Here is a 24422-nt window from a genome sequence, read left to right on the forward strand (position 1 = left end):
TGTATCAAATTTTTAATGTTGCATCAAAGCTTGATTTAATAACCTTATCATCTATACTTTCAAGAGCCTACTTTAGATGGCAACATCTTGATAACCTACTTCTTCTACTTTTTCATCTATAAGACGAATTCCTAAACCATTTTCCTGATTCCATGAACAATCAAATGAGATTCCTATATCACGTCCATCGCGAAGGAATTCATAGGGAACCGAAATGCCTACTAGTGTTATATGTTCTATTAATTGATCAACGGTTTCAATTAATGGATAGTCTTGGCTAAATGAAACATCTTAACCGAGCTCATGCCTTTTTTGCTTATAGTACTTTAGAATTCGCTGCAATATATTATGTTGGACATTGTTCCAATTATCCATTAACGAGCTGTATGCCACGTATTGACCTTCATCGAAGCTTCCATCATCTTCTCCACCTATTAATAATGCTACCTTCGTATCCTTTCCTAAAAATTTTATAGTTCTATACCCTACCCATTTATACTGGTAGTCAAGTTCTCCAAAAACTTTATCGTTTATTGTCATTTTATAATCCCCCCATTTTTCACAAAAACCCCTGGCATTTCTTTCTGTTGACACAAATTGCGTAGTAACTACCTTATCTGACTCATACTGTGTTAATTTATTTTTCTATTTCTAGTATCAAAGGTTCCAATTTCAAAATATCTTTATTATTTTCATGATTTAACGCTTTTAATTCTTTAATATATAAATTCGTTTTATCTTATATTTATTTCTGTAAAAATAGCTTCTAACAAAACTTCTATTCCTTCATACTCTTCCACCAATTTGTATTCCGTATCTTTCTCCTTTGTTGGAAACAGGATAAAAACGTTCTAATTCTTTTCTTATGAGATATTAAATAATATAAAACGTTGATTCTTGTATACACCTTAGGGAGCCCTTGTTTTTAAAAGCCCACCTAAAAGCACTACCATTTGTTAATATGACAGAGCGTAAATTCTATCGGTATTAGTATCTAACACGAAGTCAACCTTAATATCCTTCGAATAGGGGATTTGCTCAAAGTTGTGGAGCCTGCAAAATACGTTAGAAAAGTCTTTTGACTCAATGGTTATCTCTTTGGCTTGAAGATACATTTGCTTCAATTGTTGTTTTGAACACTTTTTACCCGTAAGTAGAACTTGATGAAAGAAACCGTCAATTTCAATAATCATAATCATCACCACTGTTTGCTCATTAGTCTAAGCTCGGCACCTAGCCTTGGCATATAATAGCCATCTTCACTAAATTTAAAAGCATATCCCATTTTCATTTCCGTCTCATATTTTTATTTTTGATAAAGGGGAAAAAGTTTCACAAGTCCACTACCGAACAGCAAGACTGTACGCCCTTCTCTTTTAATAATGCAGCCTGAAATTTAACTTCAACAAAGCGTACGAACAGCTTTTTACGTTGACTATTATTTCTTGTAACAAAGTTTAGCATTATCAGACTCTAAAGAACACTTTAGTTTTTCATTTGCAACCTGAATCATAGCACCCTGTATCTCAACAGGTGTACTATTTTTTTCATGCCCCAACCCATTAAACATTCCAAAAAGGTACGCACCCAAGATTTGCTTTTCTTGTTCATCATTGCTGTCTATTTTAAAAACCTTATCTATAGTAGTGTTTGTAATACTTATACATTCATTGAGGAAATCTTTATTTTCTTCCAAAAATTTCACTCCTTATCATATAATTTTTATATCTCTTTTAGGATATTCTCCAGTTCATCCACATGGAATATAATCATCTATTAATTATACTTTCTGTAAACATTTCTTCCGTAAACACCGATTGTAAAATAATGAGGTTTCATTTAAATCCCCCTTAGTATCAAAAAGAATGCAGATGATTTATTCTCAAGTTGTATTTCTCCTAGTTTCTCTTAACACCAATTAATCATAACAGCCGTATGATGCTCCTTATGTAAATCTACTCCTACATATAACCCCGCTACCTTAACATCTTCAAGATCTTGCTGCTTTTGTGCTGATGACAGGTCCGATATCAAGTAATATTTTAGTTGCTTTATGTACAGATTCTGTTTTATTGATTTTCATTTAATTTCTCTAAGATTGAATTAACTTTTTCTGAATATACATCTGGATTGTCCTCTCTTATCTCAAGAAGAATTCCTTTAATTATTTGTTTTGTTGAGCTATCTACATCTTCTAACGCGTTAATATAAGATGCTACTAAACCTTCCGAATTTAAAAGTCTCCGATGAATTCTTTCCGCCCAGAATTCTGCATGAGGTAACATTTTAGGAATACCAATAGCCAAGTTGTATAGTCCTTCCTCCGTCCCAGAACGGTCAGCAATATAAAATATCGTTTCAATAAGGTAATCGCCAGCTGATGGCTCAGCAATATCTTCCTCAAAAACTGTACAAAGGTCAGGGATTATATCATTTGTTCCTCTGTGCGATAATTCATTAAGAATATTTTCAAACTCTTCAATGTTATCTCCTTCATTATCTAGAAAACGCATTTTGTATAAAATAGAAATATCCTCTTGAAATTTCATGGTGCTTTTCTCCCTTTCTATCCATTGGTAATTTAACTTGCCAAATATCTTCAAACCATTATGCCCATACTATTTATAGGAATAAATATATTCTTTACCTCTTATGTAAGGTGATGTTTGTTCAAGCATGTGAATGGCTTGTAACTGTTCAACAGGCGTCATTATCTGAAGTCGCATTAGTTTTTCAAGACCTGTTTCCTTTAACAGACACTACTACGATTTATGTTTTCAAAATATGGTGCTTGATCGCTGTGCTTCAATTGCTTTACTATATATTCAGGGGATCGTTACCAGTTTATAAAAGCTAGATTTTTATCATATATCCAAAACTCAGTAGTGAGTTTACAACGCTTTGTCACTTAATTCCCCATTCAGGTGATAGAGTGCCTTTTTAGGTAATGATAAAAAAATTATATACATAAACTACGTTTCACTTCTGCCAATAAATCTATCAGCTCAGTTTTCTCTGGTTTTTTCTCCATTTCCTTATGTACATTTATATCTAAATAATCATAAAATGTTTTAAAATCTAAAAAAGCTATTTGTTCAATTTTAACAGCTGGATACCCCAACTCTATCAAAACATGTTTTTCATCTAGTAGTCTAGGCAGTTGCGCCATATCATATTCATCTAAATCAGACTGAAAAAGAGCAAAGACAATCTCTTGTCCATAACCTTTTCTTTCAGCAAAGCTTTTTAATGCTTTTTCTAGATATTTTCCATTTATGAAATTAAAATAGATTACCATCAATTTATCAATCTCTTCTTTACTTTCATTTACTTGATATTCTCTACTCATTTTCGCCCTCCCGTAACATTATATCTTTAATTAATAATAGGGAATTCTTCTTCATAGGGTGAGACAATCTCCACTATGTCTTCTGGTCATAAATCTTCTTCATTAACAAAAATTGATTCAATAAGGGCTGGACAGGGAACATTCCATTCTAGAATTTCTATATATTCACTTTTCAAAAAAACTTTGAAAAGAGTATATCAAGTTTTTTGTAATCGTTCGTCTTCTTCCTTTACAAATTATCACCATCTTCATTGTGTCTATTCATCACCCAGTAAAATGTCATCTCACCTAAGCTCGTACTCCGTTTTTCTATTTTATCATTACACACAGTACTCCCTGACCGTACAACCATCATGAGTTTTTACTTTTTAACACCCTATTTCAAATTGCAACATCCTGGTAACCTACTTCAGCTACTTTTTCATTTAATAAACGAATCCCTAGCCCATTTTCTATATCCCATGTACAATTAAATGTAAGTCCAATATCCCGACCGTCAAAAGAACCTACATAGGGAACAACTATTCCATCTAAACGTATCATCTCTGCTATTTCATCAGTTGTTTCAACGAATGGATAGTGTTCATTTACTTCAATATCATAACCTAGATCCTGACGCTCTTGTTTGTAGTAGTCTAATATTGATTGCAAAAGGCTTTGTTGTAACTGCTCCCAATTTTGCATAAGTGAAGTATATGCTGCATATTGTCCCTTATCAAACTTGCTATCCTCAGCACCTTTTACCATTAACGCTATCTCAACTTCATGGCCTAAAAAGACAATGCTAGTATCCTTAGACCACACCAAATCATATTCAAGCTCACCAAAAACCGCATCATTTATTTTCATCTTATTTCTCCTTTTTATTTATTAGCAAATCCTCCCGGCTTAAACGCTGCCACATTTATCTCTCCTACTCCACCACTAATTGTGATTTCCACAACGTACTTTAAACGAATAGCAAGTATTAAATTAAAACTCCTTAATGGTATTACTCATGAGCTCTCGATTCTCAAACTAACCATTTTCTTATTGTCTCACCACATTATAAACGAATACCTTCTCATCACATCCAACTTTATAAAAAAACCCTGAAAGGCATTTATCCAATCAAGGTTTAAGAATGAAGAATGGTATTAAGATTTATTGACTAATATACTAGTCACCTAAGTCTATTTTTTCATAATGCTTATCAATTAATTTCACTAAATAATCATCTAATTTTTCAATACTATACTTTGACTTTTTAGCTTTCACAAGATTTGAGACATTTCACCATAAGTTTACTATATCAACTCAGTCCAAATTTTAGGGAATCAAGTGATTTCGTACATTTTTTAATGTTTAATATTATTTGCAAATTTTTATAATTTGTTTTGTTGTAAAAATGCTCCTAAAATCCTTTCAATAGGTAAACGAGCATTTTTTAATAATTTCTCTACTTTGTCCTTTATTTGCTTATTAGAAGCAATTATTTTTTTATACTCTTCTCCATAAAAAGAACGTAAAGAATCTATTGCATATTCAGCCACTTCATCACTCTCATTAAGTAAATCTAATAATAAATTAAATCCATATACTCCGTTATCTTCATCTATACAGTAGGCCAATCTAATTTTATATTTATCATCTTTATCTTTTAATCCTCGAATTAAATTCTCCCAATCAATATTAGTAAACTCACTCATCAATTCTTGCACATACATAAATTCATCGTCATAAAAATAATTATCTGCGCTATTTTCAGATAATACTGCATCTACTTTTTCGTACATTCACTTTCCTCCTCTATTTACTAAAACCACCTGGTAATGGAGCATTAATTTGTCCTGTTGGATAGCCGCTAACTACCGTATCACCTATTTTAATAACATCAATTTCTACACCCTCAACAATTCCCCTATGGAAAGTTGCTCCATCTCTACCTCTAATACTTATTGGAGGAGAATTACCAATATCAGTTATACTATCTAAGATTTTAATATCACTCCAACCTTCGGGAAATATTGTACTATTTTTTATTTTTGAAAGATTCCCATCCGGAAATTGAGTTATATATTTAATATCTTTTGTACCATCAGGGTTGATTTTAATAGCTTCCGTAACATAGTTAGAATGGCTATTATTAATGTTTGATGAATGCCCTCCAATAATTTCATTTTTATTAGGGTTCTTTCTCTGTCCCAAAAGGATTTTTCCCTCCATTTCAGGTGTGATAATTGATTTGGCTCCGCTGACCGGCTTACTATTATTACCCGTACCCTTGGAAACATCTTTAACCTTATGCTTGGTTACGGTCTTTTCTGCTTTGTTTACGCGAAGTACGTATTCTGCTCCTTCGCTTCCGTATTTCACCACTTTCCCTGGCACTCTCGTAAAGCCGCCAAAAACAATTCCTGCTCCAGAAACAGAACGGTCAAAACTAGATAGTTCATTCCCCGTAATAGGATCGTATCCTACACTTGCTTCCCATCCACCTTTTACATTGGAAACTACAGGCACCATATCCGCTACAAAAGAAACAGCTGCTAGACCATCCTGTTGTTGCTTTTTGGCTTCTTCCTCATATACACTTCTTGCGATTTCAGGCTTTTTGTAATTCTCATATAGATACGGATACTTTTTCAACTCTTTTTCTAATTTTGCTTTAGAATGAGCAAGCGCCGCAAGATCCCTCTGAACCTTTGGACTGTTTTCCTTTTGAATATGTTTAAAAACTTCTTTAACATGGGGAGCTTTTTTTTCAAGCTGTTCGAGCTTCTTTTTTTGATCCAGTGGATGCATCATTTCCAGCTCTTTTAGCTGTTTTAGTCCAACTGTTTTAATAACTTGCTTTTCTTTTTGTTGAATAGTCAGCTTTTTAGGACTTGTAGTTTCTTTTTTAGTCCCAACACTCCTAACCTGCAACTGACGCATCACTGATTGCATAAGCATTCCCTCAACGCCCGTAGCGTTTTGAAGAATCTGTTGAGACGTTAGCATGCCTACAGTTGAAGAATCGTTGAGTGCCTGCAGGTATGGGCTTTTTTCAAGTTCCACTGCTTGCTCTGCAGGTGACAGTTCCGCTAGTTTTTTCATGTTAGCAGGTGCCGTATCCTGCTGAACTTGCGTTAGCACTTCTCTTATGTAAGGCGAGGTTTTTTCAAGCCTATGAATTTCTTTTAACTGTTCAGTAGGCGTCATTGCCTGAAGTTGAATCAGTTTTTCAAGACCTACTTCCTTTATCACGTTCTCTTGTTTTTCTTTTCGTGTCAAGACTTTTCAAATATAGCCTTACCCCTCATTACCTACTGTCATTAATTCTTGATTACTATCTCTACTCTTCCTTGAATACCTTCTCATCACATGCAACTTTATAAAAAACCCTTGAAAGGCATTTAGCCAATCAAGGAATAAATAATATATTCGTTAAATTTCCAATCTACTAATAAATCAAGGTAATACTTATCATTTTCTTCTATTTTCTTCAAAAATCAGCAACCTTACCTATAAATTTAAAGCTAACATAGAAATTTAGAAAACATATGTACTTAAAGCACTTGATTGTCTACGGTAGGCAACACATGCTTTTATTATTAGATTACATACAATATAGGATATAAATTTCGTAACGTTATAAAAACAGGATGGCACCTTTTGTATATCGGCCATGTGTCTATATTCATCACCCAGTAAAATGTCATCTCGCCTAAGCTCGTACTCCGTTTTTCTATTCTATCATTACGCTCAGTACTCCCTGACGGTACAACCATCATGAGTTTTTACTTTTTAACAGCCTATTTCAAATTGCAACATCCTGGTAACCCACTTCAGTTACTTTTTCATTTAATAGACGAAGCCCTAGTCCATTTTCTGTGTCCCATGTACAATCGAAGGTTATCCCAATATCTCGATCTTCATTAATATCTCCATACGGAACAACAATTCCAACTAAAGTTATCATCTCAAGTAATTGATTAGTCGTTTCGATTTGCGGATAATTTTCATTAACTTCAATGTCATACCCTAGTTCTTGGCGCTCTAGTTTGTAATAGTCTAATATTGCTTGTAAAAAACCTTGCTGTAATTGTTCCCAATTTTGCACTAATGAGTTATAAGCACTATATTGTTCTTCATCAAACTTACCGTCTTCTTCACCTTTAACCCTTAATGCTATTCCAGCTTCTTTTCCACAAAATTCAATGGTAGTGTACTTAACCCATCCATAATTATATTCAAGCTCACCAAAAACCGCATCATTTATTTTCATCTTATCTCTCCTACTCCACCACTAATTGTCATTTCCACAACGTACTTTAAACAAATAGCAAGTATTATAAAACTGTCTCTTGTAAAAATACAAAACGTCACCTCTCCTATTCTTGCTCTTATTACATTAGTATTAAAATAGCATCTCTTAATGGCTTTCCTTAATGAGCTATTAATTCAAATTCAAGGATATCTTTAACTGTAAACCAGTCACTCATACTTAGAAAAATAAGTATCTCCTAATGCTGTATAAATCCATGTACTTGTTTCCAAATTGTTCTTCGGTAACGAAACTAAATCTAGAGCAGCTATATAGCTCTCTATTGCTTTATTATCTTTTCCTTTTTCAACAAAAGCATTTCCTTCACTACATAACTTTACAATTTGGTCATACACTTGATCATTGAGTGCCAATACAAATCCCTCCCAATAATTATTTACCATCCACCTCAAATTGATATGGTAATACCACTGAACCATTAGTAGTACACTCTACATCTCCGATTAACGCTTAAAGGACAAAGTTTTTCAACCTTGTTCTTTAAATGACTAGCTTATTTTATTTAAACGCCAAACCCCATAAGGGTTATAAAAAGGGTCATCACTTTCAAACAGCACACACGATTCTTCCCTTAATTGAAAAACCGGAGCTTTAGGATCAACACTAAATGTTTCTCCACTATTAAATACAGGATTTTCGATCAACGTATATAGGCAAAAGGTTTGAAACAACTCTACTGTTTCAGCTGGATTGGTATTAGATGTAGATGTTAGTAAATCTTTATAGCCAAAAATTATGCATACCACAGGTGTAAAACACATCTTCTTCTCTAGACATTTGAACGAAAGCAGCAAATGCTCTGTTCTCTGTACCATTGTTAACGTATTCTAACCAATTATCTTTGGTAGTGGCCTTTCCAGATGACTCAACGTTCACTGCTAAACCGCCCGATTGAAGGACTGCCTTCCCGACACTTATAATTTCAAAAACTTGCTCAAGTGATCACCTTCTGCAATAATATATGCCATACTACGGTGATTTTGAAGGGTTTCAATATCATCTTTAGTAAATGTCCCATTTCCACAAAGCTCAAACGCTTCAGCTACATGAGGAATATGTTCATTAACAAATTCCACTTGATAAAAATATTCAGGCGTCTGTAATTTGCCTATATGTTCCCCTAGGTATACAAACTCTTGTTGACTTTCGTTAAATTTGTCTTTAAATGCTTGTCTATCTTTCCATGTGCCCGGTATTCCCAAAATAATTTTCGGATTATTTTCCACGCTCTCACCCACTTATAATAAATTAATTTATTGCTAGCTGTTCTTCAAAAATAGCTCAATTCGCTTAATTTGAATAGCATGCATAGATTCTTCTTTGAGTTTTTCAAAATTTTTTTGTAATTTGTCTAATGGTTTTTATAGTTTTCAAGAAAAAAGCACTTCTGGATTTATTCAGAAGTGCTTTTACTATCCCTTATTTAATAAGCATATTTGCCTTTAGTTTTCATCAACAACTCTTCAATAATCTCTTTTTTAAAGAGAGGAATCAATTAACCTTTTATATTATATTTATCTTTTATCTTAAAAAGAAGTTCTTTCACGTTTTCAGTACGCTCAGGATGTTTTTTAATGTAAAATTGGCATGCAGTTTGAAGATATTTACATAACTCTTCATAATCTACAATATTTTCTATTTCTTCATCTACACCATAGTAGAATAGAACTCTATTTTCTCCAAAAAATTCTTCATCATCTCTATCAAATTCATCTGAATATACTACACCCATATAATCCCGTCTTTCGACATATTCCTCCAAAAAGCCTTCTAGTATCCTAACAAAGTCATACTCCATTACAAAATCACCAAGCACATCAATAACTGAACCTTTATGGAGCCCTTGCTCCTCATACATTCGAATCAACTTATTTTTATCATCAAAAACAGTACTCATTGTATTATCTCCTTAGTTCTGTCCAAATTTCAATACTGGATAAAAATTTTCTATTTCCCCGGTATCAGTATTTTTAAATCCTTCAAACTTCAATCCATTACTTGAAACTCCCCGAATCATTTGTTTATTTGTCTGGCCTTTTAATTGTTTAACTCTTGACGATTCAATACCTTCCTCCATTGCTTCATTCCCCAATCGAACAATTTCGTCACTGGATATTAAAGCAGGGTCATAAACCGTTTTCTTATGAGGAGGTTTATCTTCCTTTGGTACAAATTTAAATTCTCCGGTTCCTTGTCCTCTATAATCTTTTATCTCAACTTTTAATCTATACTCTATATCGTATACCCCTTTAACATCTGGATGCTCATCCTTCTTAACTTCATCTAATTTATATTGATCACTATTATCAAAGTATTTTTTAAATTCATCATAGTTATGTCCGCCACTTACACCGTGACGTTTTGTACACTTTTCTACTTTCCCAGTTAAATGCTCAATATAGTAGCCTTCTTTATATCTTATATTCCCCTTAACCACCGCATCCTGATCATAAACCCCTTCAACATCCGCTTTACCACCAGGTTTTTCCACTTTCTCCAACGCTTTGGACTGACCTTTCGAAACATTCCCCATCTTATACGTCGTTAATCCATTTAACGCTTCACCAACGGTCTTTCCAGGTAACGCCTCTCCTATTCCTACCAGTTGAGGTCGAGGACGTAAAGTAGGTATCTCAGCATCTAATAAAGGTTGAAGCTTCTTCTGAACAGGTTCATATACCTTCTTCGACCAATTGCTTGCTGCTTTTGGGCTGACGACATTTCGCATATTGCTTAATGTTTTGGTTGCTTTATGTGCAGGTACACGCGGAACGTTTGTTACTTTTGGAACGGATTTTACGGCTCCTGCGGGTTTCGCTCCTCCAATTACGCTCGCAAACAGAAACATGCTGTTTTCCCAGTGCTCTTTTGAAAGAGGTTTGTCCGGATTAAGTGCCTGCTGCCCTACATCTAAAAGTCCCATCGTTGCGTGATTGACGAAGTCATACGGTGAATCAAACGATTTTTCTCCTCGCTCAATTAAGCCTTCTTTGAAGGAAACAGCGCCATCAAATCCGCCCATCGTTATATAGTTTCCAAAGTCATACAAGGAGTTGTACCGTTTATCTGCTCTCTCTCCCATACCGGCCCAAACGTCTTGTACTACGCCTTTAGTACCCGTAACTGTACCTTTTGCTAAAGTTATAGCACCTTCTCCTACGTCCTTGACTACAGCTTTTATACCAGTTTCTTCTTTTTTAGCTTTAGGATTTTCACAGATTTCTGTAAAGTCAAAGGATTCAGCTGTTTTTTTAGTCCCGACACTCCTAATCTGCCCCTGACTCATCACCGACTGCATAAGCATTCCCTCAACGCCCGTAGCGTTTTGAAGAACCTGTTGAGACGCTAGCATGCCTACAGTTGAAGAATCGTTGAGTGCCTGCAGGTATGGGCTTTTTTCAAGTTCCACTGCTTGCTCTGCAGGTGACAGTTCCGCTAGTTTTTTCATGTTAGCAGGTGCCGTATCCTGCTGAATTTGCGTTAGCACTTCTCTTATGTAAGGCGAGGTTTTTTCAAGCTTGTGAATTTCTTTTAACTGTTCAGCAGGCGTCATTGCCTGAAGTTGAATCAGTTTTTTAAGGCCTACTTCCTTTATCACTTTCTCTTGTTTTTCTTTTCTTGTCAAGGTTGTTGGAATACCTTCTTCAAAAACCGACACGCCTCCTGAATCGGTCATCGCTTTTTTCGCCAACGCGCTCAGCTCACTTACATTGCCCGGCTGAATGGAACCATTTTGAAACCCAGCTTTCACTTTAGAAAGCAGCGAATTTAAAGACGTCAGCTGATCTTGAATGGCTGAAAGGCTTTGCGTTTGCTGTTCGTCAAAACGGACTAAATCATTCATCGTTTTGTCCGCTTTGTTTTTTGCTTGTTCTACTTCTGTTAAAAAACCTTGATCGTTAAGCGCTGAAACAGAAGCAAGATGACTGACTTTTTGAATTGCTGCATTCGCTTGATCGACAAGCGAAACTGTTGTATTTCTTGTTTGATTTAAATGCGCGGGAATAGTGTCTTGCAGAAACGGCTGCGTGATGTAGCCGTCTTCGCTCGGTTCAAATGAGCGCAGCGCATGTGTGATTTGAGTTAGTCGAGCTTCATAGGAAGTGAGTAATGAATGATACAGCGTTAAAAAAGAAGCATGTCCCGTTTCGTAAAAAGACCGAATCGCTTCTCCTCCTTTTCCTTTAAACGCATCATCTAAGCTTGAAAATGCCTGAACCTGTGAAACCAGGCCCTGAATTTGTTCTTTTTGACTTTTAATAGAGTCTAAGATAGCTTGAATATTTTCGTGAAAAGCATCGACATCAAGTGTTTTCAATAATCTGTAACCTCCTAGCTGTATCGATGTAGAAAAACAACGAACGGTTAACGAACAACCGCCCGTCATTTTTCTAAACCTAAGCGGACGCTCCTCTTTACAAGGCTTGCATCATCCGCTAGATAAAACCTTTTTATTTGAATGCCACATCTATGCTGGTTGAAAGGTTGTTTTTGATAGCTTTATATAAAATATGAACATTATTTAGCGGCGTTTGCAGCTTTTTCATCTGCTTCTTTTATGGACTGCACGGATTTTTTGGTGGCGTTCAAATCATCGAGGAGCGTTTGCTTGTAGTCCACAATTAACGTTTGCAGCTGCTGGTTCAGCTGGTTTAATTCATCGAGCACCTCTAGTTCTTGTCCGCTTCCGACGTGAAACGGAAAAAGCGGCTGAAACTGCTGCGCAGCAGCGCTTAGGTCACTAAGCGTTCTATTAATTTCACCATCTATTACTTTAATTTCGTCTGCCATATTGCATCACACCTTATCTTTTGCTTCGTCTTCTTGCATTTTAATGGCGCGTTCCATCCCTTGTATATCTGATTGAAGCGCCGTAATTTTTGCATCAATTGTCGTGATGGCGTCCGTCAGCTGACGGGTCAGCAAATCATCGTATTCGTCTAACATAGCGGTGCGGATGTCTTCAAACCCAACAGCAAGGCTGCCTGACCAAGTGGCGGAAGTAAGCTCTGGTTCTTTTACCTTTTCCTTTGCACGTTCAAGCTCTCCTTTGACTTCCGTTAACGTGTTTTTACTAGCGGTAAGCTGCTGGATATCTTCATGTGCCTGCTTCACTTGGGTATACAGATGAGCAACAAACATCTCATTCATATGATGACACTTCCTTTATATCTATCTCTTGGTTTCTCTAACAGTAATTCCCTTTTATAGCTTATCAAATAAAGAAAGAGAGCACATCGGCATGTTTTCTTATATTTTTTGGGAATAATGTAGGTTTTTAGTTCAATACCCACTCTTCAGGATAAAATAACCAAAACTATCTTACTATTGACAATTTATCAAGATTTTCGGACTACTTTGCTTGTTATTTCCGCGCCACTAAAAGGCCTTTTTACACAATTTTTTTGTTAAAACGCATTCATTCTTTCTATTTCCAAATATTTAAACATGCGCTAGTATATACATAATATAAAGAGGAGGTTGAGTATGAGAGAAAAGCTCGTAAGACTCGGTTATTTACTGGGATTGGCTCTTGTTTTGTCCGGCATTTTATATTTTTTCGCATCGAACTGGCAAGGCTTTGACCGCTACATTAAAATTGCGCTGAGCGTGGGGCTGATGCTGCTGTTTTACGGAAGTGCGTTTGTAGTGCGAAAGCTGCTTCCTCAGCAGGCGTTTTTAAGTCACTGGACGCTTTTGGCCGGCGCTCTTTCATTTGGATTAAGCATCGCGCTTCTTTCTCAAATTTACAACACGCACGCTGAATCGTACTGGCTGTTTTTAATTTGGCTTGTGCCGGTTATTTTGTTTAGCTTTTTTACAAAGTATCAGCCGTTTTATGTGTTATCGTTTGTTTTATTTCAATTCACCATGGCTTTTTTTATTTCACCAACAGGCGCAGTTTCACAGCGAGGTGAACACGAGACGCTCTTACTTTACGCAGGAATGGCGCTTGTGAACTTACTCATCTTTTGGATCATAAAAAAGAAACAGCGCTCGTCTCCTGTGATCATATATGCAGCGTTTTGTTTGTTTCACTACATTTTTTTAACTGTTTCCCTGCCGGATTTCACAGGCAGCTCTAGCTTACGGATTGGTCTTATTATTTTTTATTTGCTGTTTCTACTAAGCTCCTTTTTTTATTTTTCAAAAGTGAAGCCGCAAAGGTCGTTTTTAGGGATTTCCATTGTGGCATTTGCTTTATTTGTTATTGAACAGTTTTTCTCTTTTATTTTTAAACACTACGCTGAATGGTCGCTGTTTTTAGCTTTAGGGTTCGTGATTTTGTTTATTGGTGCAAGCGTATGGTTTGTCAAATGGCTCACTGCTAACACGTCAGCACAAAAAACCTCGCTCCGCGTAATCAAACGAATAGCGGTGATTGGGATTACGGCCATTGCATCGGTCATCGGCAGCAGCTCTTTAGGAGGACTTGTCACACTTATTACAGGAACGTACCCAACAAACGGAATGCTTGTGATTGGCGTTTTGCTGATTGTGGCATGTTATTTGATTAAAGCAGATATTCCAACCGTGAAATATACGCTTTTAATGATGGGCGTATTAATTAGCGGCGGCGCTTCTTTTTTTGTGAACGACATTCTGTTTTTTATCTACGTCATCGCACTTGTAGCGCTTTTAGTATTCACAAAGCATACGCCCGTTCGCCTGCTGCTTTTTGTGCTAGTGCAAGGGCTTCTGTTAATAAAGGTTCCGACTGCTTACTATGACACTATCAAAATAGATTATGTGCTGCTCGCTTTGTTTCTATTAAATGCCGCTGTGTACGCGATAAACGTGCACCACGCGTTTAAAAAAGCAGCGCTGCTTCTTGCTTTTATCTTTTTACTGTCGCTGACTGAATTAAGCGAACCGTCTTTTTTAAATATCATTTACTGCACGGTGTTTTTTGTGATTTCGACCGTCTTTTTATTTGTGACGGTACGAAAAGAGCCAAAGTATGATTTTATTGTTGGCATGATTTTCTGGTTTGTTTTTTTAGCGATGAAATATTACGACTTTGTGTGGGATTTATTTAATAAATCACTTGTGCTCGTTATTTTAGGTCTTATCTTTCTTTTCCTAAGCAGGAAATGGGACCTGTCAACGCCTGATCAGCCGCAGCCGTCGTTTCTTGATCGCAGCCGAACCGCTGTATGGATCATCATTCTTGTTCAGCTTATTATGCTGGGCGGCATTTTCACTAAAAACGAAGTGCTTCTTCAAAACGGAAAAGAAATTAAGCTCGCTTTACAGCCGATCGATCCGCGCTCGCTGCTGCAAGGCGATTACGTTGAGCTGAATTACGACATTGCGCACGTTACCTTACCTCATGTAAAAGACGGTGAAAAAGTGAAGCTCGTTCTTCGCCCTGACAAACAAGGCGTGTATAAATACGCAAAAATCTACCAAGCGGATGATGACTGGAATAAGCCGTATACTTCTAAAGAAAAAGACGTTGTCATTACGGGCAGCTATCACGACTGGGGAATTCAGTACGGAATTGAACATTATTTTATTCCAGAAGGAACCGGCAGCAAAGTGGAAAGCGAAGCTCGTTTTGCTACTGTACGAGTTGGAAAAAATGGAGATGCGATCGTTACCAAAGTAGGAAAATAAAAAAGCAGCCGCTTCAACATTGAAGCGGCTGCTTTTTGTTTTAATTGATAAATACGCCGATGGTCATCGTTAGAATAAGAATCACAAAGAAAATAATGATTCCATAGCCAATCCATTTTATTCTTTTGGGCGTTCCTTTTACATTCATATCCGTTAATTTTCCTTCAATACGCTTTTGATGTTCAGTAACATCATTGTATTCATTGTTAGGTGAAGTGATATTACCCTTCCTTTCTATTTAATCGTTTTCTTTCTTCTAAAAGCTCTTCGTATCTTTTTTCAAGACGCTGCTTGTCTTTTCCTTCTGGCGTGATAGAAAGCTCGCTAATCACTTTTGTTAATTCTAGTTGAAGCGCAAGTTTCTCGGCTTCATTTTGCTGCTGTGACGCTTTTTTGCTTTTACCCGTGTCTTCAATCGCCGCGAGCTCCGCTTTGGACTGTTTTAACGTCAAAACATGCGTCGCAAGCTTTTTAACAAAATAGCGGTCGTGCGTCACAAATAAAATCGTCCCTGGATAAGCTTTTAACACTTCTTGAAGCGCTTCTTTTGTATGAAGATCAAGATAGTTGGTCGGTTCATCTAAAAGAAGAACGTTATAGTTTCCTAAAAAGACTTTTGCTAATGCCGTTTTGACTCGTTCTCCTCCGCTTAGCATCTCTACTTTTTTATACACGTCTTCACGTTTAAAAAGTAAGCGCGATAGCACCGTACGAATAAACTGTTCAGTGTACGGGCTGTCTTCTTTAATGTTTTCTAAAATGGTTTTAGCGGGATCTAGATTTTCAAGGCGCTGATGGAAAAAGCCGAGTTTTACAGGCTTCGCAACCGTAATCCCTTCTGTTCGCTGCTCAATCATATTCAGCAGCGTAGATTTTCCGGCGCCGTTTTTGCCGACAATCGCTACTTTCGCTCCTGGCTTCACACCGCCTTTTAGGTTTTGAAACAAGATATGATTACCAGCTGATGCTGAGACTTTGTCAAAGCTTAGTACCTGCTTGCTGTGCACTTGGTGAAACTGCGATAGGTCAAAATGAATTTCTTCCATTTCTTTTGGCTTTTCTTTTTTCTCCAGCTTTTCAATTCTTGTTTCAATCGCTTTTGCGCTTCTGTCTAGCTTCGCTTTTTGTTTTCCGACCGCTCGCTTATGAAGTCTCGCTTCAGAGTTGCCCATGCGGCTCGGCGCTTTTTTAAGCGACTTTGATTTTTGGCTTTTTTCTTCAGACGCCAGTTCAAGACGCTGCTTTTCTTTTACATACTGTTCATATTCAAACTGCTGTCTTTCAACTGCGTGTTTTTTTTGCGTCACATATTCTTGATAATTGCCTTCATAACAGTGAATTTTGCCGCCTTCTACTTCCCAAATAGACGTACAAAGGCGGTTTAATAATTCTCGGTCATGTGAAATCAGCAGCAGACTGCCTGTAAAAGACTTCATTTCTTCTTCAAATTTCTCTACGCCTTTTACATCTAAGTGGCTCGTTGGCTCATCGGCTGCAAGCAGTTCCGCGCCGGATGAAAGAGCAGCTGCAATTTTCTTTCTTGTTTCTTCTCCTCCGCTAAGAAAGTCCGCTTCAGTTGGCACACTCCACTGACTTTTCATCTCAGGAGAAACGTCTCCTGTAGGTTGAATATCAAGCTGTGGAATCAGTGAGGAACGGCAATATGTTTGCACAATCCCTTGATCTGGACTCGTTTTTTTCATTAAAATATGAAGCAACGTCGACTTGCCTTCTCCGTTTTTCCCAACAATTCCAATTCGCTCTCCGCGATGTACTTGAAGTTTCTCTGCTTGAAACAGCAGGCGGTCTCCATAGCTTTTTTCAATATTTATAGCTTCTAACAATAACATAAAAAAACCTCCCTAGGATTTCTAGAGAGGATTAGAGGTCATAATTAGGCATACGCAAATATGCACCCTTTTTATAGAGTAAAAAAAGGGAGAAATCACTTCATATAAGACATATAGAAATGGCACCTAAAAATGTACAGACTAATCCTATCTAGACAAATGTTCATTTAAAATAAAGTTTTAAAAGAATGTCTAAAAAAATAGGATTACTTATCCATTGTCTACGGTACCTTTCCTTTCTTAGTATAAAATGACTTGCTTCTTACAGTGTATGACGAACATTTTTAAATGTCAATATCGATTTGGATGATATTCCCTTCTTTTCCTAAGTACAAAAAAATCCTCAGCCAATCACAGCCGAGGATTCCTTTATTACACGTATTGGTTCACTTTCCCTGTAAAGTCAGGCAGCCACTCGCCGTGTGCTTCAATTAAATCATCGCACATACGAATGATGTCATCCATGGATAATTCCGCATTTGTATGAGGATCTAGCATCGCTGCTTGATAGATGTGCTCTCTTTTTCTAGTGACAGCTGCTTCAATAGTTAGTAATTGCGTATTAATATTCGTGCGATTTAACGCCGCAAGCTGCTCTGGTAAATCTCCTACATAAGTCGGCATAATACCGCTTCGGTCTACAACACATGGCACTTCTACACACGCTTTTGTCGGCAGGTTACTAATTAAGCCTCCGGTATTTAATACGTTACCGGCAAATTTAAACGGCACGTTTGTCTCCATGGCTTCAATGATTCTAGAGCCGTACTCATGTGAACGTGTATGAGTTAACTGACTGTTGTTAACCATTTCTTCTCTCATGGATTCCCAATTGCTAATTTGCTCTTCGCATCGGCGCGGATATTCATCAAGAGGGATGTTAAACTGATCAACAAGATTTGGATATTTATGTTTAATAAAGTATGGATGATATTCTGCGTTATGCTCAGACGATTCGGTAATATAATAACCGAACTTATCCATTAGCTCAAAACGCACCATATCATGATGCTTTGTTCTTTGTTTTTCTTTTGCCAGACGCTTGATTTCTGGGTATAAGTCTTGTCCATCTCTTTTTACTTCTAGCAGCCATGCCATATGGTTAATGCCTGCGATTTTCTCTTGTATTCCTTCATGATCCATTCCGAGAGAATCAAATAAATCTTTTGTACATACTTGAACACTGTGACAAAGGCCCACCGTCTTTACATTTGTATAGCGAAGCATTGCACCCGTTAGTGTTGCCATTGGATTGGTGTAATTTAAAAACAGCGCATCCGGACATACTTCTTCAATATCTTTTGCAAAATCAAACAGCACTGGAATCGTGCGCAGTGATCTGAAGATTCCTCCAATTCCTACTGTATCTCCAATCGTCTGACGCAAGCCGTATTTTTTAGGAATTTCAAAATCAATGACGGTGCTTGGTTTGTATCCGCCTACTTGAATCGCGTTAATCACATACTTTGCTCCTGTTAAAGCTTCTCTGCGGTTCAAATAGGCTTTAACCGTAATATTCACTTTGTAGTTTTCTTTTAGATTGTTTAGCATATTTTCTGAATCTCTTAAACGCTCAGCATCTATATCGTAAAGTGCAAACTCAAAGCCAGCTAAAGCAGGCACAAACATGCAGTCTCCTAAAATATTTTTTGCAAAAACTGTACTTCCCGCTCCGATAAATGTGATTTTAGACATCGTCATCTTCCTTCCTCGTATTGGTTTTATCCTTTTACAGATCCTGATGAAAGCCCTGCAATAAAGTATTTTTGTAGCACTAAAAATAAAATGGTCATTGGAAGCATCGCAATGATTGCAGCTGCTCCTACTAAGCTAAGATTATTTTGATTTTCGGCAAAAAAGCTTGCTAGCGTAACGGTTAATGTATGCATTTCCTTATCTTGAAGGAAGAAAATCGCAAACTGATAGTCGTTCCAAATATAGACGCTTGCAATAATTAAAATAGACGCAGTGACAGGCTTTAGCAGTGGAAATACGATTTTAAAGAAAATCGTTAACGTGCCGGCCCCGTCGATTCTTGCTGCTTCCTCGAGCTCTTTAGAAATAGTGGAGCGAATGAAGCTCGCATATAAAAAGATCGTTAGCGGCAAAAATGCTGCGACATTATTTAAAATAGCAATTTGATACGTGTTCATCATCCCCATATTCACAACCATTTTGTACAGCGGAACTAGCGCTGTTAAAGGCGGTATTACCATCACGGCGATAAAAATAAAATAGACGTACTTATTTAGTTTCGTTTGGCGGCGCGCTAAAGGATACGCAGCCATTGATCCTAAAAAAATAAGCAGAATCGCCGAAACGAACGTAATGATAAATGTATTAACAAAAGAATTTCCTAAGTTCGCTTGCTCCCAAGCCGCTGTGAAATTTTCAAGGTGTATACTTTTTGGAAATACCCATTTGGAACTAAAATCCCCGGTTGCTTTTAAAGAAGTCGTAACAAGAATATAAAAAGGGACAATATGAACGAGCGTTATACAAAGAGCTAGAAAGGTAAAAAATCGTTTTTTCCGTTTGTTTGTATAGTCCATCACGCTTCTGTCTCCTTTCGTTTAAAGTACACAAGTGCTGATAAGCTAATGACTAAGATAATGAGCGCCATGCACACACCTTGAGTTGCAGCATAGCCGGCGTCCTGTCTTCTAAAATATAAGTCATACATAAAAGTAGACATTGACTGCGATGCATCTCCAGGCCCTCCTCCTGTCAGCGCAACAATGACGTCAAACAGTTTTAAACCTCCGATAATATTTAAAACGACGTTAATTGTAATCGAAGGCATAAGCAGTGGAAGCGTGATGTTTTTAAACTGCTGAAGAGCCGATGCTCCGTCAAGCTGTGCCGCCTCGTAATAATCTTTTGAAATACTTTGCAGCCCCGCTAAATAAATAATCATCGCAATTCCAACGAATTGATACGTATTGACGAACACAATAATCCAAGAGTTAAGCTCCGGGGTCCCCAAAGCATTAATCTTCTCAAAGCCTAAAAATACAAGAAGGTCATTTAAAGCGCCTCCTTGGTAGGCAAAAAAGAAGTACCAAATATACCCCATAATAATTGGGCTGATAATAACCGGAAGGTAGACAATTGTTCTTGTTACAGCTTTCATTTTAATGCTTTGATTGAGAAGCAAAGCATATAACAAGCCAATAATGTTTTGGAAAATTGTACTGCCTATTCCGTAGAGCAGCGTATTTTTTATCACAAGCCAAGTCGTTGGATCTGCAAGCAAACGTTTATACTGCTGGAGCCCAATCCAATCGTATGTTTGTGAAAATCCATTCCAATTAGTAAAGGAAAGTCTAATTCCGTTAATAAAAGGATAGATAATAAAAACGGTGATAATTACTAAGCCGGGAAGGTACATCCACCATAAAGAAGACTCTGTTTTTAATTTTTTCTTTCGTTTTTCCGTATCTCTCACTACAGAAACCGGCTCTTTCCTGACTAATTCATTCATCGTGTTCACTCCTATTTCAGCTTGTGTTGAAAAGAAGCAGAAGCCTATCTCCCTGCTTCTTAGCGAACAAGGAACTTTTGCACACTATTTTATTGTTTACTGAGACGCTTGTACTCTTTTTCCATCTCTTTTGATAATTGCTTTGGCGTTAAACTTCCCGCTAGCAATTCTTGACCTGTAGAAGACATCACCGCCCACATGCCGCTCGGTAAATACTTCCGGTCGAAGTATGGCTCAACTTTAATATCGCTATACTTATCGTAGTATTCAGAGTAGTAGTTTTGGGTTTTATTGTTTGTCAGAGCCGATGCTGAAGACGTTCCTTCGGCAATCTTTTTGGCAACTTCCGGCTGTGACACAAATTCAATAAATTTTTTCGCTTCTTTAAGGTGCTTAGAATCCTTCCACGCAGCAAGGGTAAAGCGCTCTCCGCCAATCCAGCTTTGCGTGCCCCCTTTATGAATAGCAGGCACCGGTACCGTTCCTACTTTTACTTCAGGGTTTAATTCAGTTGCATCAGGCCCAAGAGATCCCCCCACAAATGTAAAAGCAATTTTATTTTGAGCCATTAATTCCGTTGCTTGAGATACTTTTGCGGTTAATACATCTTCATTCAGCAGCCCTTTTTTCTTCATTTCTGCCATTGTTTCCGCTAGAGGCGTGTAGTTTGACCAATTAAATGTTCCTTTTTCTAACTGCTTAGCATAGTTCTTATTTTTTGCTGTAATAAGCTGAGGTGTAGCCAGCTGATCAAACACTTGAGCAATATTTCCATTTTCCCCTCCTGGAATCCATAGAGGCGCTACTTCTCCTTTGCTTTTCTTTTTTACTGTTTCTAACGCTGTTATAAATTCATCCATTGTGTTAGGAGGCTTTATTCCGTATTTTTCTAACAGCGTCGCATTATAGCTAATTCCGTCTTTTGCTTGATTTAAAGGATACGCATACACTTTGCCGCTTTTATCTTTTAAAATTTGATTTAGCGCCGGATCCAAATGCTGAACCCAATCCATATCTTTTAAATCTGCTACATACTCCCCGTAGCGAAGCTGAGACCAGCCGTGCGTATCAAATAAATCCGGCATATCATTTGCACCCATTTTCACACGAAGCATATCTTCATAGCCGTTACCCGGAAAATTTGCATCAATTTTAATATCTGGATTTTGTTTTTCAAATTCTGCAATCGCGTTTTGAAGCGCTTTTCTCTCGCCTTTATTACTCATCGTAGAAAAAAGCGTTAACGTTGTTTTCCCATTTCCGCCTGTTGCTGCTTCTTTATTTCCGCAGCCTGCTGCCACAACAGAAAAGACTAGTAATAGAACGAAAAGATACGTAAGCTTTTTCATTTATCTTTTTTCCCCCTTATACTCTATCAAGACATAAATGACTGAATATTCAGTTATTTATACATAGACAAATTCATTGCACAACGAAATAAAGTCACTTATAATTTAATCCTATACTTTTACAAAGGTTCAAAGAGTCCTAGAGATGAAAAAGCTTTTTCATTTACATACTTATCTGCCAATAAGTATGTAGTTTCTAGGGCTTTTTAACCTGCCTTTTTTATGTTTTTTTCTATTTTTCTTCCCCCTTATCACTCTTTATGTATGAATTCTTCTTTTCTATCATCCCCTTTCGAGTTATAGCTTTTAGGTTACTGCTTCTTGAGTAAAGCTCCGCAGCTTTCACGATAAATTAATTTAGTCGGCACCATGACTTTTAAAGGAACGGATCTGCCGCTTAACCGATCTACTAGCAGTTTAACAGCCTGCCTTCCCATTTCTTCGGTATATACTTTAACTGTGGTGAGCGGCGTGCTCGCAAATGCTGCGACATCCACATCATCAAAGCTTACAATCGCTACGTCTTCAGGAACCTTTATAGTTGATTGCTGCAAGGCACGCATCGCCCCTATCGCCATTGCATCACTTGCGATAAAAAATGCCTGAGGAAGATTTCCTTGCTTAATCGCTTGTGCCATCAGCTCGTAGCCTTCAGTCATTGAGTACTCCCCTATATAAACTTTCTCGGAATCAAGCAGGCCTTTTTCATGCATAACGCTTTCAAAAACTGTTTGACGCTGATCTTCAATAATAGAACTTCCATTTATATAGTGTTCTCTTTCTGTCCCTCCGATATAGCCAATTCTTTTATAACCGAGGTCAAATAAATGATTTAATGCATGTTTAGTAGCTTTCTCAAAATCAATCATGACCGAATCGTACAAATCCTCATCCGCTTTGTGATTGATAAAAACAATAGTATCTAAATGATTGCTCACTTCTTGAACCGTTTCTGGACTAACTCTTCCCACTACAATTACTCCATCAAGATCCTGCAGCAGCTCTTCTTGCTTCATGCCTTTTAGTCTAAATGACTTTACTGTAAAAATTTCTTTTTCTGCGCATTCACTCTCTATTCCATGGCGAATAGAAGAGAAAAAAGGGTCTACTAACTCTTCTTCAAGGGATTGAGCAAAAATAATACCTATCCTTGGAGCTTCTATGTCTTTTCCGTTTGCCGTTCCTTTTCGTATCTTCACAGGCGTATATTGCAGCTCCTTGGCTGCATGAAGAATGCGCTCACGGGTAACCTCAGATACAGAAAGCGTATGATCATTATTTAGTACTCTGGATACGGTTGAACTGGAAACATTAGCGTACGCCGCTATATCTTTTAAAGTTGCCATCTTTTTACCTCTCTATTATAATCTTCTATTTTTACTAAATATTTATCTCTTATATTGGAAGAATAGCACATTAATAAAACGCTTTCAATAAATAATTTTAAAATTTCAGTAAATTTATTAAAATATTCTCCAAAATTCTTCATTTCTTTTGTTAGTTTCGCCGTTAAAGTGACAAAAAAGCCGCTACCACTGCCTTGTTTTTATCAAACCGCACTAAAACTTAAGTAAACTTTTAGTAAATATTAATTTTTATAAGAATTTGTTCATATTTGATATAAAACGGTTTGTTGGGGAAAATAAAAGAAGAAATACTGATAAGGAAAGAGAGCGCATATGATTAGCAAACATTCTTATTTTCAACAATGTCTGCCTGCCCTTCAACAATTGCATAACATGAATTTCACGAAAGAACAGCTGTTGCAAAAAGACTTTTTAATCGGTCAAGAAAAGGAACTAAGCATGTACTACTCACCCCATAACGATTACATAAATCCAGACGCTCATATTATTATTGCCGGCATCACACCAGGCTGGTTTCAAATGAAAACCGCTTTTAAACAATGCGTTTCCAGCCTGTCCCATCATCATCCGCTTGAACAAGTACTGTACGAAACAAAAAAATCCGCTAGCTTTAGCGGAACGATGAGAGTAAATTTAATAGACATGTTAGATCGATGCGGCGTTCAAAAAGCGATCGATATAGACAGTGCCGCTGAGTTATTTGCTTCACAGCGAGATATGCTGCATACCACGTCCGTATTAAAGTATCCTGTGTTTTACAAAGGAAAAAACTATACGGGTCATCAGCCGCCAATTGAACGATCAGCGCTTCTTTCACACTATGCTTTTGAAGTGTTCACGCATGAATTGAGCGAAATAAAGAATCCATGTTTAATCATTCCGCTAGGAAAAGCAGTTGAAAATGTTTTAAGAAAACTTTCGCGTGAACCTTCGTTTTCTCGGCATACGTATTTATTTGGCTTTCCTCATCCATCCGGAGCAAACGGACATCGAAAACGGATATTTGAAGAACACCTAGATGAATTCACGGAAATTGTGGAGGATTGGGCTGTAAAAAGAAAGAGCTGAAACTAGTTTTGCCTCTTTCTTTTTGT

The 24422-nt window shown here is 37.1% G+C and carries 21 protein-coding genes and 2 pseudogenes; 2 read left to right on the top strand and 21 right to left on the bottom strand.

Going from position 1 to position 24422, the window contains the following annotated elements; genetic code table 11:
• Positions 1-72: 72 nt before the first annotated feature.
• The 15 genes and pseudogenes from LJY09_RS13785 to LJY09_RS13850 all read right to left on the bottom strand — a co-directional run bounded on the left by LJY09_RS13785 (position 73) and on the right by LJY09_RS13850 (position 12809).
• Positions 73-540, bottom strand: a pseudogene (locus LJY09_RS13785) (DUF6985 domain-containing protein).
• Positions 541-1438: 898 nt separating this feature from the next.
• Positions 1439-1696, bottom strand: a complete 258-nt coding sequence (gene imm48, locus LJY09_RS13790; protein WP_108674781.1) for an Imm48 family immunity protein — start codon at positions 1694-1696, stop codon at positions 1439-1441.
• 373 nt (positions 1697-2069) lie between these two features.
• The gene (locus LJY09_RS13795) at positions 2070-2549 is read right to left on the bottom strand and encodes an Imm30 family immunity protein (RefSeq protein ID WP_098999522.1); all 480 of its coding nucleotides are present in this window, start codon (positions 2547-2549) and stop codon (positions 2070-2072) included.
• Positions 2550-2959: 410 nt separating this feature from the next.
• Entirely contained in the window at positions 2960-3349 is a 390-nt protein-coding gene (locus LJY09_RS13800; protein WP_098113107.1) for a hypothetical protein, read from the bottom strand.
• 381 nt (positions 3350-3730) lie between these two features.
• Positions 3731-4198 (bottom strand): DUF6985 domain-containing protein, encoded by a 468-nt coding sequence (locus tag LJY09_RS13805; RefSeq protein WP_098999521.1) that lies wholly within the window; start codon positions 4196-4198, stop codon positions 3731-3733.
• Between the two features lie 515 nt (positions 4199-4713).
• Complete coding sequence (locus LJY09_RS13810; RefSeq protein ID WP_098999520.1) at positions 4714-5124, bottom strand: hypothetical protein; 411 nt, start codon at positions 5122-5124, stop codon at positions 4714-4716.
• A gap of 13 nt (positions 5125-5137) precedes the next feature.
• Positions 5138-6577, bottom strand: coding sequence for an EndoU domain-containing protein (locus tag LJY09_RS13815; RefSeq protein ID WP_141558875.1), 1440 nt, complete (start codon positions 6575-6577; stop codon positions 5138-5140).
• A 553-nt stretch (positions 6578-7130) separates the two neighbouring features.
• Positions 7131-7598 carry a DUF2004 domain-containing protein gene (locus LJY09_RS13820; protein WP_098999518.1) on the bottom strand — a complete coding sequence of 156 codons (468 nt, stop codon included), beginning with the start codon at positions 7596-7598 and terminating at the stop codon, positions 7131-7133.
• 212 nt (positions 7599-7810) lie between these two features.
• Positions 7811-8011, bottom strand: a pseudogene (locus LJY09_RS13825) (tetratricopeptide repeat protein); the annotation flags it as partial.
• 135 nt (positions 8012-8146) lie between these two features.
• Entirely contained in the window at positions 8147-8473 is a 327-nt protein-coding gene (locus LJY09_RS27835; protein ID WP_098999517.1) for a DUF4261 domain-containing protein, read from the bottom strand.
• Between the two features lie 99 nt (positions 8474-8572).
• Positions 8573-8884 (bottom strand): hypothetical protein, encoded by a 312-nt coding sequence (locus LJY09_RS13830; RefSeq protein WP_098999516.1) that lies wholly within the window; start codon positions 8882-8884, stop codon positions 8573-8575.
• A 269-nt stretch (positions 8885-9153) separates the two neighbouring features.
• A complete protein-coding gene (gene cdiI, locus LJY09_RS13835) occupies positions 9154-9555 on the bottom strand; it encodes a ribonuclease toxin immunity protein CdiI (RefSeq protein WP_098999515.1) in 402 nt (133 codons plus the stop codon).
• 12 nt (positions 9556-9567) lie between these two features.
• Positions 9568-11976, bottom strand: a complete 2409-nt coding sequence (locus tag LJY09_RS13840) for a T7SS effector LXG polymorphic toxin (RefSeq protein WP_167387323.1) — start codon at positions 11974-11976, stop codon at positions 9568-9570.
• Between the two features lie 200 nt (positions 11977-12176).
• On the bottom strand, positions 12177-12449 hold the full coding sequence (locus LJY09_RS13845) for a DUF5344 family protein (protein ID WP_028412986.1): 273 nt from the start codon (positions 12447-12449) through the stop codon (positions 12177-12179).
• Positions 12450-12455: 6 nt separating this feature from the next.
• Complete coding sequence (locus tag LJY09_RS13850) at positions 12456-12809, bottom strand: YwqH-like family protein (protein ID WP_014459697.1); 354 nt, start codon at positions 12807-12809, stop codon at positions 12456-12458.
• Positions 12810-13145: 336 nt separating this feature from the next.
• On the opposite strand from LJY09_RS13850, the gene LJY09_RS13855 reads away from it, so the two are divergent.
• Positions 13146-15278, top strand: a complete 2133-nt coding sequence (locus tag LJY09_RS13855; RefSeq protein WP_098999513.1) for a GDYXXLXY domain-containing protein — start codon at positions 13146-13148, stop codon at positions 15276-15278.
• A 221-nt stretch (positions 15279-15499) separates the two neighbouring features.
• Here LJY09_RS13855 and abc-f read toward each other — a convergent pair whose 3' ends face one another.
• The 6 genes from abc-f to LJY09_RS13885 form a co-directional block, all read right to left on the bottom strand.
• A complete protein-coding gene (gene abc-f, locus LJY09_RS13860) occupies positions 15500-17128 on the bottom strand; it encodes a ribosomal protection-like ABC-F family protein (RefSeq protein ID WP_228307250.1) in 1629 nt (542 codons plus the stop codon).
• Positions 17129-17500: 372 nt separating this feature from the next.
• The gene (locus LJY09_RS13865) at positions 17501-18823 is read right to left on the bottom strand and encodes an alpha-glucosidase/alpha-galactosidase (RefSeq protein WP_014459694.1); all 1323 of its coding nucleotides are present in this window, start codon (positions 18821-18823) and stop codon (positions 17501-17503) included.
• A 26-nt stretch (positions 18824-18849) separates the two neighbouring features.
• Positions 18850-19680, bottom strand: coding sequence for a carbohydrate ABC transporter permease (locus LJY09_RS13870; protein WP_028412981.1), 831 nt, complete (start codon positions 19678-19680; stop codon positions 18850-18852).
• The gene (locus LJY09_RS13875) at positions 19680-20612 is read right to left on the bottom strand and encodes a carbohydrate ABC transporter permease (RefSeq protein ID WP_016766148.1); all 933 of its coding nucleotides are present in this window, start codon (positions 20610-20612) and stop codon (positions 19680-19682) included. The genes LJY09_RS13870 and LJY09_RS13875 overlap by 1 nt, the downstream gene beginning before the upstream one ends.
• A gap of 89 nt (positions 20613-20701) precedes the next feature.
• The gene (locus LJY09_RS13880; RefSeq protein WP_025751562.1) at positions 20702-21961 is read right to left on the bottom strand and encodes an ABC transporter substrate-binding protein; all 1260 of its coding nucleotides are present in this window, start codon (positions 21959-21961) and stop codon (positions 20702-20704) included.
• A gap of 311 nt (positions 21962-22272) precedes the next feature.
• The gene (locus tag LJY09_RS13885) at positions 22273-23307 is read right to left on the bottom strand and encodes a LacI family DNA-binding transcriptional regulator (RefSeq protein ID WP_154973044.1); all 1035 of its coding nucleotides are present in this window, start codon (positions 23305-23307) and stop codon (positions 22273-22275) included.
• A gap of 333 nt (positions 23308-23640) precedes the next feature.
• Here LJY09_RS13885 and LJY09_RS13890 point away from each other — a divergent pair, with 333 nt between their 5' ends.
• Complete coding sequence (locus LJY09_RS13890; protein WP_098999510.1) at positions 23641-24396, top strand: hypothetical protein; 756 nt, start codon at positions 23641-23643, stop codon at positions 24394-24396.
• Positions 24397-24422: the final 26 nt, after the last annotated feature.

Source organism: Priestia sp. J2 (assembly GCF_020790095.1).
Classification (GTDB): Bacteria; Bacillota; Bacilli; order Bacillales; family Bacillaceae_H; genus Priestia; species Priestia zanthoxyli.